At 39.0% G+C, this 12309-nt stretch carries 10 protein-coding genes; 4 read left to right on the top strand and 6 right to left on the bottom strand.

Annotation, left to right across the window (positions count from 1 at the left end; genetic code table 11):
* Positions 1–69: 69 nt before the first annotated feature.
* The 6 genes from rpoB to ubiD all read right to left on the bottom strand — a co-directional run bounded on the left by rpoB (position 70) and on the right by ubiD (position 8405).
* Entirely contained in the window at positions 70–4098 is a 4029-nt protein-coding gene (rpoB, locus tag ABEA36_RS11685) for a DNA-directed RNA polymerase subunit beta (RefSeq protein ID WP_345492509.1), read from the bottom strand.
* A gap of 259 nt (positions 4099–4357) precedes the next feature.
* Positions 4358–4726, bottom strand: coding sequence for a 50S ribosomal protein L7/L12 (gene rplL / locus ABEA36_RS11680; protein WP_345492366.1), 369 nt, complete (start codon positions 4724–4726; stop codon positions 4358–4360).
* An 84-nt stretch (positions 4727–4810) separates the two neighbouring features.
* Positions 4811–5314, bottom strand: coding sequence for a 50S ribosomal protein L10 (rplJ, locus tag ABEA36_RS11675; RefSeq protein WP_345492364.1), 504 nt, complete (start codon positions 5312–5314; stop codon positions 4811–4813).
* A 273-nt stretch (positions 5315–5587) separates the two neighbouring features.
* The gene (gene rplA, locus ABEA36_RS11670) at positions 5588–6289 is read right to left on the bottom strand and encodes a 50S ribosomal protein L1 (RefSeq protein WP_345492362.1); all 702 of its coding nucleotides are present in this window, start codon (positions 6287–6289) and stop codon (positions 5588–5590) included.
* A gap of 3 nt (positions 6290–6292) precedes the next feature.
* Complete coding sequence (gene rplK, locus ABEA36_RS11665) at positions 6293–6721, bottom strand: 50S ribosomal protein L11 (protein ID WP_345492360.1); 429 nt, start codon at positions 6719–6721, stop codon at positions 6293–6295.
* Positions 6722–6941: 220 nt separating this feature from the next.
* Complete coding sequence (gene ubiD, locus ABEA36_RS11660; RefSeq protein WP_345492358.1) at positions 6942–8405, bottom strand: 4-hydroxy-3-polyprenylbenzoate decarboxylase; 1464 nt, start codon at positions 8403–8405, stop codon at positions 6942–6944.
* Between the two features lie 222 nt (positions 8406–8627).
* Between ubiD and ABEA36_RS11655 the strand changes: the two genes are divergently transcribed.
* Genes ABEA36_RS11655 through ABEA36_RS11640 form a run of 4 tightly spaced genes read left to right on the top strand, consistent with a single transcriptional unit; the run spans position 8628 to position 12302 of the window.
* A complete protein-coding gene (locus ABEA36_RS11655) occupies positions 8628–9794 on the top strand; it encodes a pyridoxal phosphate-dependent aminotransferase (protein ID WP_345492356.1) in 1167 nt (388 codons plus the stop codon).
* Positions 9788–10606, top strand: coding sequence for a MetQ/NlpA family ABC transporter substrate-binding protein (locus ABEA36_RS11650; protein WP_345492354.1), 819 nt, complete (start codon positions 9788–9790; stop codon positions 10604–10606). Before ABEA36_RS11655 ends, ABEA36_RS11650 begins: the two co-directional genes overlap by 7 nt.
* 5 nt (positions 10607–10611) lie before the next feature.
* On the top strand, positions 10612–11631 hold the full coding sequence (locus ABEA36_RS11645; RefSeq protein ID WP_345492352.1) for a methionine ABC transporter ATP-binding protein: 1020 nt from the start codon (positions 10612–10614) through the stop codon (positions 11629–11631).
* A complete protein-coding gene (locus ABEA36_RS11640; protein ID WP_345492350.1) occupies positions 11631–12302 on the top strand; it encodes a methionine ABC transporter permease in 672 nt (223 codons plus the stop codon). Before ABEA36_RS11645 ends, ABEA36_RS11640 begins: the two co-directional genes overlap by 1 nt.
* Positions 12303–12309: the final 7 nt, after the last annotated feature.

Below are 12309 nucleotides of genomic sequence, written 5' to 3'. Positions count from 1 at the left end.
TTAAACCAACTGGGTAATCGCATTGTTAGCCGATTACCCGTATAAATAGCAATCTTAAAATCAGAACAATTACTCTTCATCTAATTCAATATTGATACCAAGCGATCTGATCTCTTTTAACAATACGTTAAATGATTCAGGAATAGCTGGTTCCATACGATGATCACCATCTACAATATTTTTATACATCTTCGTACGACCGTTTACGTCATCCGATTTTACTGTCAACATTTCTTGTAGAGTATATGCAGCACCATAAGCTTCAAGTGCCCACACTTCCATCTCACCAAAGCGCTGACCACCGAACTGAGCTTTACCACCAAGCGGTTGCTGAGTAACCAAGCTGTATGAACCCGTTGAACGAGCATGCATCTTGTCATCAACAAGGTGGTTAAGTTTTAACATGTACATGTAACCAACAGTTACTGGACGTTCAAACTTCTCACCAGTGCGGCCATCATAAAGGGTAATTTGCCCTGATGTTGGAATATCACCTAACTCAAGTAATGATTTAATTTCAGCTTCTTTTGCACCATCAAATACAGGTGTTGCAAGCGGCATACCATTACGAAGATTTTGTGCTAAAGTCTTCACTTCTTGATCAGTAAATTCAGCAACGTTAACTTTTTGTGATGCACCAAGACCTAAATCATAAGCTTTTTGAATAAAGTCACGTAATTTAGCTAACTCTTGTTGTTCTTTTAACATTGTATCAATTTTAATACCGATACCTTTAGCAGCCATCCCTAAATGGGTTTCTAAAATCTGACCGATGTTCATACGAGATGGAACACCAAGTGGATTTAGCACGATATCGACCGGACAACCCGTTTCGTCATATGGCATATCTTCAATTGGGTTAATTTTTGAAATAACCCCTTTGTTACCATGACGACCCGCCATTTTATCACCCGGTTGGATTTGACGTTTAACCGCTAAATACACCTTAACAATTTTTAGAACACCTGGTTGTAAATCATCGCCTTGCGTGATTTTCATTCGCTTAGCTTCAAGTTTCTTATCAAATTCAGCTTTGATTTCATCATACTGAGCAGCAAGCTCTTCCAATTGCGCTTGTTTATCTTCTTTAGACAAGCCAATTGTTAACCATTTCTCACGTGATAACACATCAAGTTTACTTGCTTCAATACCACCTGCCACAAGAATATCTTTAATACGAGCAAATAACGCTGCTTCTAAGATTTTGAACTCTTCAGTTAAATCTTTCTTAGCTTGTTTTAACTGCATATCTTCAATTTCAAGAGCACGTTTATCTTTAGCAACGCCATCACGCGTAAAGACTTGGACGTCAATAACAGTACCTGATACACCATTTGGTACACGCAACGAAGTATCTTTAACATCTGAGGCTTTTTCACCAAAAATAGCGCGAAGTAGTTTTTCTTCTGGTGTTAATTGTGTTTCACCTTTTGGTGTCACTTTACCAACCAGAATATCACCACCTTTCACTTCAGCACCGATATACACAATTCCTGATTCATCGAGCTTAGATAATGCAGCTTCACCAACATTTGGGATATCCGCTGTAATTTCTTCAGCACCCAATTTCGTGTCACGAGACACACAGGATAATTCTTGAATATGAATCGAAGTGAAACGGTCATCTTGCACGACTTTTTCAGACACTAAGATTGAGTCTTCGAAGTTATAACCATTCCATGGCATAAATGCCACTCGCATGTTTTGACCTAAGGCTAATTCACCAAGGTCTGTTGAAGGACCATCAGCTAATACGTCACCACGTTCAACTTTTTCACCTAAATCAACACATGGAATTTGGTTGATACACGTGTTTTGGTTTGAACGAGTGTATTTAGTCAAGTTGTAGATATCAATACCAGCTTCACCTGAATACATCTCATCAGGATTCACATTAATCACGATACGTGATGCATCCACATATTGAACGCTACCACCACGTTTGGCAACAACCGTTACACCTGAGTCAACCGCTACTGCACGTTCCATACCTGTACCAACAAACGGTTTTTCCGCTTTTAATGTTGGCACTGCCTGACGTTGCATGTTCGCACCCATTAAGGCACGGTTCGCATCATCGTGTTCAAGGAATGGAATCAACGACGCACCGACCGACACGATCTGTTGTGTTGAAACGTCCATATAGTTAACTTGATCAGCACTGTATAAACCAGACTCACCGTTTAAACGACATGTAATCAGATCTTCTTTGAAGCGACCATCATCATCTAAGTTTGAGTTAGCCTGAGCAATAACATAAGTACTTTCATCGATTGCTGATAAGTAGTTAATTTCATCGGTCACAACGCCATCAATTACACGACGGTATGGAGTTTCTAAGAAACCATATTCGTTGGTACGAGCATATACCGCAAGTGAGTTGATCAAACCGATATTTGGCCCTTCAGGGGTTTCGATTGGACACACTCGACCGTAATGGGTTGGATGTACGTCACGGACTTCAAAGCCAGCACGTTCACGCGTTAAACCACCAGGTCCTAATGCAGAAATACGACGTTTATGTGTAATTTCAGATAATGGGTTATTTTGGTCCATAAACTGAGATAACTGGCTTGAACCAAAGAACTCACGAATTGCAGCTGAAATTGGTTTTGCATTGATCATGTCTTGTGGCATTAATGCATCAAGATCACCTAATGATAAGCGTTCTTTCACTGCTCGTTCAACACGGACTAAACCAATACGGAATTGGTTTTCAGCCATTTCACCAACACTACGGATACGACGGTTACCTAAGTGGTCAATATCGTCCACGTCACCGTGACCATTACGGATAGCAATGAGTTTTTTCATTACTTCGATAATGTCTTCTTTAGTTAATACGCTACTACCTTCAATATCATCACGATTTAATGAACGGTTAAACTTCATTCGACCTACAGCCGATAAATCATAACGTTCTTCAGTAAAGAATAAATTTTCAAATAATGATTCTGCGGCTTCTTTTGTTGGTGGCTCACCAGGACGCATCATACGATAGATTTCAACAAGCGCGCTTAATCTGTCGTTTGTTGGATCAACATTTAATGTTTCTGAAATAAATGAACCGTGGTCAAGATCGTTGGTAAATAATGTTTCAATCTTTTTGTAACCAGCATTAGTTAATTCAGCCAGTAACTCTAATGAAATTGGTGTATTGGCAGGAGCAATAATCTCACCAGTACTTTCATTAACATAATTTTTTGCCAGAACTTTACCAATAATATACTCAACAGGCACATCGATTTTAGTAATTTTATCTTTTTCTAATTGTCTGATATGTCTTGCTGTAATACGGCGGCCTTTTTCGATATAAACTTGTCCTTTCGACTCAATATCAAAAAGGGCGGTTTCGCCACGTAAACGTTCAGGCAGTAAATCCATTTTTAATTTAGATTTTGCAACTTCAAATACGGTTTTTTCAAAGAAAATATCTAAGATTTGTTCAGTTTCAAAACCTAAAGCACGTAGAATAATTGTTGCTGGTAATTTACGACGACGGTCAATACGAGCAAATAAATTATCTTTAGGATCAAATTCAAAGTCCAACCAAGAACCACGATAAGGGATAATTCTTGCGTTGTATAACACTTTACCTGACGAGTGAGTTTTACCTTTGTCACTATCAAAGAACACACCCGGGCTACGATGTAACTGAGACACAATTACACGCTCGGTACCGTTAATAACAAACGTTCCATTATCTGTCATGAGTGGAATTTCACCCATGTAGACATCTTGTTCTTTAATGTCTTTTACCGTTCCTTCAGGCGCATCTCTATCGTAAATCACTAAACGTAATTTAACACGCAATGGCGCAGAATAAGTGATGCCTCTGATTTGACACTCTTTTACATCAAAAACTGGTTCACCCATTTTAAATGAGACATATTGAAGTTCTGCACTACCACTATAACTCTTTATAGGAAAGATTGAACGAAAAGCGGCTTCTAGACCATATTGACCTTCTGGATCTTGGTCAATAAACTTCTGGAACGAATCAAGTTGAATAGAAAGAAGATAGGGTATATCCAACACTTGTGGACGTTTACCAAAATTCTTACGAATTCGTTTTTTCTCGGTATAGGAGTAAACCATTAGTTCCTCAACTTGCTGATCGGCCGTCGATATTGGAATTAATATCATATCGGCTTTATTAAATATTCATCAGACCCTGACTGTAATCTGACACCTGCTCGAAATATTTATAAATATCAATTGATTAGGATTTTAATTATATATTATTTCATTTATCGCTATATACAATTTCTTTTTCACACCTATTACAGCGCAAAAAGGCTGGAGGTAAAAAACCCCCAGCCATCAGCCTTTTCAGGCTGCACTATTTAAATCAAACTTATTTAAGTTCGACAACAGCACCAGATTCTTCAAGTGCTTTCTTAAGTGCTTCAGCATCATCTTTGCTAGCTGCTTCTTTAACTGTTGCAGGAGCTGATTCAACAAGGTCTTTAGCTTCTTTTAAGCCTAAGCCAGTTGCACCACGTACTGCTTTGATAACTGCTACTTTGTTAGCGCCGATATCTTTTAAGATAACGTCGAATTCAGTTTTCTCTTCTGCTGCTTCAGCTGGACCCGCTGCTGCAACTGCTACTGCTGCTGCTGCAGAAACACCGAATTTTTCTTCCATCATTGATACTAGTTCAACAACGTCCATTACAGACATTTCAGCAACTGCATCTAAAATTTGTTCTTTAGTGATAGACATAATATAGTTTCCTAAATATAGAATTTTTTAAAATTAGTAAATTGTTCACAATTAAAACAGTTTGCGTATTTGTTAATAACAAAATTACGCAGCTTGTTCTTGTTTTTGATCGCGAACTGCTGCAAGTGTACGAGCCAATTTGCCTGCTGCGGCTTCTTTCATGGTCGACATCAAGCGAGCTAATGCTTCTTCGTAAGTTGGTAACGTTGCTAAACGGTCAATGTTAGCCGCAGTAATTAACTCACCTTCAAAGGCTGCTGCTTTAATCTCAAATTTGTCATTTTCTTTTGCAAACGCTTTAAAAATTCGCGCTGCAGCACCTGGGTGCTCGTTTGAAAATGCAATAAGAGTTGGACCAACAAACGTATCTTTCAAGCACTCATAAGGAGTACCTTCAACGACGCGACGTAATAACGTGTTACGAACAACACGCATATAAACGCCAGCTTCGCGAGCTGATTTACGTAATGCAGTCATTTTTTCTACAGTAACGCCACGAGAATCCGCGACAACTGCAGACAGCGCACCTTTGGCTACTTCGTTAACTTCAGCAACAATTGCTTGTTTATCTTGAAGGTTTAGTGCCATTAGTTTTGCTCCTGAATTAAACTAGGCTTACGCCTAGACTCACTATACCAATTATTAAGACTGACATTTGTCAGACTAATAATTAGCGTATTTACGGTGAGCAGAGTCCTGTTAATTCAACTATATTTATCTAATTAAAATAACTTTTAGGTTCTGTCACCGTCTACGTAGGAAAATTAAGTAAAATACATTTATTGTACCTTACACCTACGGTCTTGGACGGGGTCTGGATTAGGCCAGACACCAACCGATTCTTTACTACATTAAAAAAGTTTAGACTGCTGCGCTCAAGCTTGCTTGATCGATAGCAACACCTGCACCCATAGTGGTTGACAGGCTAACTTTCTTAATAAATACACCTTTAGAAGATGCTGGTTTCGCACGTTTAAGCGCAACAAGTAATGCTTCTAAGTTTTCTTTTAATTGGTTTGTATCAAAGTCAGCTTTACCGATAGTGGTATGGATAATACCATTTTTGTCGTTACGGTAACGAACCTGACCTGCTTTAGCATTTTTAACTGCTTCAGCAACGTTTGGCGTTACAGTACCCACTTTCGGGTTTGGCATCAAGCCACGTGGCCCTAAAATTTGACCTAATTGACCAACAATACGCATAGCGTCTGGTGATGCAATGACAACATCAAAGTTCATTTCGCCTTTTTTGATTTGATCCGCTAAATCTTCCATACCAACAAGTTCTGCACCAGCAGCTTTAGCTGCTTCTGCGTTTGCACCTTGTGTAAACACAGCGACGCGAACACTACGTCCAGTACCGTTCGGAAGAACGATAGCGCCACGTACGTTTTGGTCTGATTTACGCGCATCAATACCTAAATTTACAGAAACATCAACACTTTCAGTAAATTTAGCCGTTGCTAATTCTTTTAATAAAGCAATCGCTTCATTAATTTCGTATTGTTTAGTTGCATTCACTTTTTCGCGGATAAGTTTAGCTTTTTTAGATAGTTTAGCCATTGATTAACCCTCCACTTCCAGACCCATCGAGCGAGCTGTTCCTTCAATAGAACGCATCATCGTCTCAATAGTTGCACCATTCATATCCGCAGCTTTCAATTCAGCAATTTCACGAATCTGCGCGCTAGTTACTTTACCTACTTTCTTCTTGTTAGGTTCGCCAGAACCAGACTTGATTTTAGCAGCTTTCTTAAGAAGAACTGCAGCAGGTGGAGTTTTAGTAATGAATGTAAATGAACGGTCAGAATATACAGTAATAACAACCGGAGTTGGTAAACCTTTTTCTAAACCTTCTGTTTTTGCATTAAATGCTTTACAGAATTCCATGATATTCACACCGTGTTGACCAAGTGCTGGACCAACTGGCGGACTAGGATTTGCTGCACCAGCTGCAACTTGCAACTTGATGTAGGCTTGTACTTTCTTTGCCATTTGTGTTTCCTTATCTCGGGTGCTAACGCCCTGTTAAACCGATAACAGACAGCTCCCCTAAGTTAAATGAGGGCAACATTATGCTACAGATTTAAACGAAAAGCAAGAGCTATTAAGTATTTGTTTTTACCTAATTACACGCTCATTATTTTCGTTAAATTTTTATCATAATGGGTAATTATAGTGTAAAAATGATCTGTTTTCACGATGAAATTTACATCTATAATCCCAATTTATCCCAAATTTGATCGACGTGCGCGACAACATCGGGATCTTTTTCAATAATACGCCCCCATTCACGCGACGTTTCACCTGGCCATTTATTGGTTGCATCTAATCCAATTTTAGAACCAAGCCCGGATATTGGTGATGCAAAGTCTAAATAATCGATCGGTGTATGTTCAACAAATGTCACATCCCGTTTAGGATCCATGCGGGTTGAAATTGCCCACATCACATCTTTCCAATCACGAGCATTGATATCATCATCACAAACAATGACAAACTTGGTATACATAAATTGCCGTAAATAAGACCACACGCCCATCATAATCCGCTTGGCATGACCCGCATAACGTTTCTTAATAGTAACGACAGCAATGCGATACGAACACCCTTCAGGTGGCAAATAAAAATCGACAATTTCAGGGAATTGTTTTTGCAAAATAGGTATAAATACCTCATTTAGTGCCAGCCCCATTACAGAAGGTTCATCCGGTGGTCGCCCCGTATAGGTCGAATGATATATTGCATCTTTACGTTTCGTTAAATGTGTAATGGTGAAAACGGGAAAACGCTCAACTTCATTATAATACCCAGTGTGATCACCATACGGTCCTTCTAATGCCGTCTCATTTGGATCAATATAGCCTTCCAAGACAATTTCTGCGCTGGCTGGTACGTCTAAATCACAAGAAAGTGCTTTGACCACTTCAGTACGATGCCCACGTAATAATCCTGCAAATGCATATTCAGATAATGAATCAGGAACAGGGGTTACCGCACCAAGAATTGTTGCCGGGTCAGCACCTAAGGCAACCACAACCGGGAATTTTTCCCCTGGGTGCTCTTTTTGCCATTCTTGAAAATCAATCGCACCACCACGATGGGATAACCAGCGCATGATGAGCTTATTTTTAGCTAAACGCTGTAAACGATATACACCAAGATTTTGCCGTTCTTTATATGGTCCTCTGGTAATCGTTAATCCCCATGTCACTAATGGTGCTACATCATCAGGCCAACAATGCATAATTGGAATTTGCATTAAATCAACCTCATCATCTTTTAACACGACACTTTGGCAAGCGGCAGATGAACGCTGTTTCACGGGCATATTTAATACTTGCTTATATTTCGGTAATTCAGAAAAGAAACCACGGATACCTTTTGGAGGATCAGGCTCGCGCAAAAAAGCGAGCAGATGGCCCACTTCCCGTAAAGCCGAAACATCATCTTGACCCATCCCCATAGCAACGCGCTTTGGCGTACCAAATAAATTGCACAATACTGGCATATCATAACCAATTGGGTTTTCAAACAGCAATGCTGGGCCTTCACTACGCAAAACACGATCGGCTATTTCGGTCATTTCTAGATGTGGATTAACAGGATAGCTAATACGCTTGAGCTCGCCCTGCTTTTCTAACTGTTCAATAAAATCTCTTAAATCAGTATATTTCATGATTGTACCAACTAATGATAATTGGCAATAATTATACCGTGTTTATAAAAATTCACCACCGATGTCAAAGCTAACTCACGATATTTGTTATATAAATAAGACAGTAATATTTATTAGTATATAAATAAAAGCTATAAGGATATATAAATTTATTATTTAACCCGTTTCTAGCGCGCTTATATTATAATGATCGACTTTCCCTTTTATTGTGATGTTACCACTATGCATAAATTAGCTGATCGACTTAACCATTTTTCAGATTCAGTGATCCGCCGTATGACGCGCATCGCTAACCAATATGATGCCATCAATTTATCTCAGGGATTTCCTGACTTCGATCCGCCCGCAGAATTAGTCACCGCATTAAAACTCGCGGCTGATAATGGACCACATCAGTACGAAATCACCTGGGGGTCAGCCGAGTTCAGACAATTACTGGCAAAAAAACAACAAAAATTGATGAATATTAATATCGATCCAAATGAAAATGTGCTGGTCACCTGTGGTAGTACGGAAGCAATGATGTGCGCTGTCATGACTGTGTGTAATCCAAAAGATAAAGTCATCATTTTCTCGCCGTTTTATGAAAACTATGGGGCAGATGCAATTTTGTCGGATGCAACACCGATTTATGTGCCATTGATTCCACCCACGTTTGAATTTGATAAACAGCAATTACGAGATGCCTTTGCACAAGGTGCTAAAGCATTAATCCTGTGTAATCCAAGTAACCCATGTGGTAAGGTGTTTAATCAACAAGAGTTAGACTATATTAGTCAACTTGCGATTGAATTTGATGCTTATGTCATCACTGATGAAGTTTATGAACATTTAGTGTACGAGCCACATCGTCACCTTTATCTGGCTAGCTTTCCGGGCATGCAAGAGCGCACCATTACGTGCAGCTCATTATCGAAAACCTATTCTATAACTGGCTGGCGACTTGGTCATATTATCGCTGATAAAAAGATTATCGATGGTTGTAAAATGATCCATGACTTCTTAACAGTTGGCGCTGCGGCACCATTACAAAAAGCTGCGTGTGCAGGGCTCGCATTTGATGATGAGTATTATGCGCAATTAACACAAACTTACAGTGAAAAACGCCGCCTATTTTTAGAGGGTCTAGACCAAATTGGTTTATCTTATTACGAACCACAAGGTGCGTATTATGTGCTTGTCGATATTTCGGCGTTTAACCCTTTTGAGACTGATTTTGAATTTTGTGAATGGTTGATTAAAGAAGTTGGTGTTGCCGCTGTCCCTGGCTCAGCCTTTTTTAAAGAACCAGAGTATCGTTACATTCGTTTCCATTTTGCCAAGAAAGAACAAACTTTAGTTGCTGCATTGGCGCGTTTATCAAAATTGAAGGAAAAATTACCATGTTAAAAAAAATCATAGGCGTTGGTCTAGGTATCTTATTTGCCGCTTTCGCTCTAACCGGGTGTGATAACAGCAAAAGTGAAAATACATTAATTGTAGGTGTTGCCGCAGGCCCTTATGGCGATATGTTTAAACAAGCCATTGCCCCCGGTTTAGAAAAAAAAGGCTATAAAATTGAGATTCGTGAATTTAGTGATTATGTACAACCTAACATTGCTTTAGCAAACAAAGAAATTGATATTAATTTGTTTCAGCACTTAAGTTACCTTAATAACTTTAAACAAGCACGTAATTTAGATCTGACTGCAATTGCCTTTGTACCCACCGCAGGTGCTGGGATTTTTTCTAACAAGATTACAGATTTTTCACAATTAAAGGCGGGTGATCAAGTCACGATTTCAAATGACATCACCAATGAAGCCCGTGCTCTACGTATTTTACAAGCAGCAGGATTAATTAAACTCAATCCAACAGCAAAACCAAGTGAAGTTACGCCTAAAGATATTATCGAAAACCCATATGGACTTGTGATTGTTCCAATTGAAGCGCCACAAACACCTCGTTCTCTTGATAGTGCGGTATTATCGGTTGTCAATGGTAACTATGCAATTGGTGCAGGTTTAGATTTATCCAAAGCACTGTATACCGAAGTGCTAGACAAAGATCTTAAAAATGTTATTGCAATCCGTACCGAATCAGTTGATACACTAGGTAAAGATATTGTTGACGTTTTAAAATCTGACGGTTTTAATCACGTCATTGAAGATAGAAACGGTATCTTTTATACTTTCCAAAAACCCGATTATCAGTTGTATTAAACGTTATGGATCATAACCCCCTTATTCAAGTAAAAAATGTTTCGGTCAGTTTTGAATCGAAACACCAGACCATTGATGCTGTAAAAAATGTCTCCTTTGATGTGTATGAGGGCGACATTTTTGGTATTATCGGCTCAAGTGGTGCAGGGAAAAGCACGCTAGTGAGAACATTAAACTGTCTGGCTTATCCAACGGCTGGGCAAATTTTAGTAAATGGTACGGATATCCGTCATTTATCTGGACGAGACTTGCAAGCCTTTCGCTTTCAAGTTGGTATGATTTTTCAAAACTTTAACTTAGCGTCATCTAAAACCGTCTATGAAAATATTGCCTTTGTATTAAAAGCGGCGGGTAAACGAGGTCAGGTTGTTAAAGATAAAGTTGCAGAGCTACTGGCTTTAGTTGGTTTAAGTGATAAAGCTAATGCATACCCAGCAGAATTAAGTGGTGGCCAAAAGCAGCGTGTTGGTATTGCTCGAGCGTTAGCTAACGATGCAAAAATACTACTATGTGATGAAGCAACCAGTGCGCTTGACCCGCAAACCACGGCATCAATTTTAGAGCTGCTTAAACAACTTAATCAAAAATTTAAATTAACGATTGTGTTAATCACCCATGAAATTGATGTCGTAAAAAAGATTTGTAATCGTGTTGCAGTGATGTCAAAAGGTGAAATCGTCGAACTGAATCATACCTTTGCTATGTTTGCGTCACCACAAAAACAGTTTACACAAGCATTTTTAAATATTGATGAAAGCACGGCTTTACCTGCGAATGTTAAAAAGAGTGTTAAGGGTAAATTAGTTCGACTACGTTATATTAATGAAAATGCAACTCAGCCAGTACTACACGAGTCAGCCATGCAGGCAAATGTCACGTTTAATATTTTGCATGGCTTTATTGAATATTTTAACGACCAAGCCTTAGGTAATTTGGTTGTGGAACTGATTGGTGAAAATGAGAATATTATTATGCTGATTGCCTCATTAAGAAAACATGATGTAATTGTTGAGGATATAAGCTAATGATCAAACTAAATTGGGCTGATATTACTGACCTACTTTGGATTGCAGCTAAAGAAACCTTTATTATGGTCGGTTGGTCATTACTTGCTGCAATTCTATTTGGTACGATCATTGGATTATTTTTATATATCACATCAAGCCGTTTCTTCTTTAAAAATAAAGTGATCAATCAGATTTCTGGTTTTATTGTGAATGCGACGCGGTCAATTCCTTTTTTAATCCTCATGGTTGCTGTGTTACCTGCTGGTTTTTATTTAGTCGGCACGTCTATCGGGCCAAAGGCCGTTATTTTCCCTTTATCACTGGCAGCCGTTGCATTTTATGCAAGGCTTGCTGAAAACGCTTTTAGTCAAGTTGATAATGGTGTGGTTGAAGCCGCGGTTGCAAGTGGTGCATCTCATTGGCGTATCATTACGGGGATTTTGTTTCCTGAAGCATTTTCGCAACTGGTTCGCCATGCGACAGTAACGGTTATATCACTTATTGGTTATAGTGCAATGGCTGGGATTGTGGGTGGTGGTGGTATCGGTGATTTGGCGATTCGTTATGGTTACCAGCGCTATGTCACCGAAGTATTAATCATTTGTATTGTGATACTGATTATTATTGTACAACTCTTGCAGTTTTTAGGTGATAGTTTAGCCAACTACCTTGATAAACGTCATAAATAATGGATAA

It is taken from the genome of Orbus sasakiae, assembly GCF_039542345.1.
In the GTDB taxonomy this organism is placed as follows: Bacteria; Pseudomonadota; Gammaproteobacteria; order Enterobacterales; family Orbaceae; genus Orbus; species Orbus sasakiae.
This window is presented reverse-complemented; position numbering and strand designations above follow the sequence as displayed.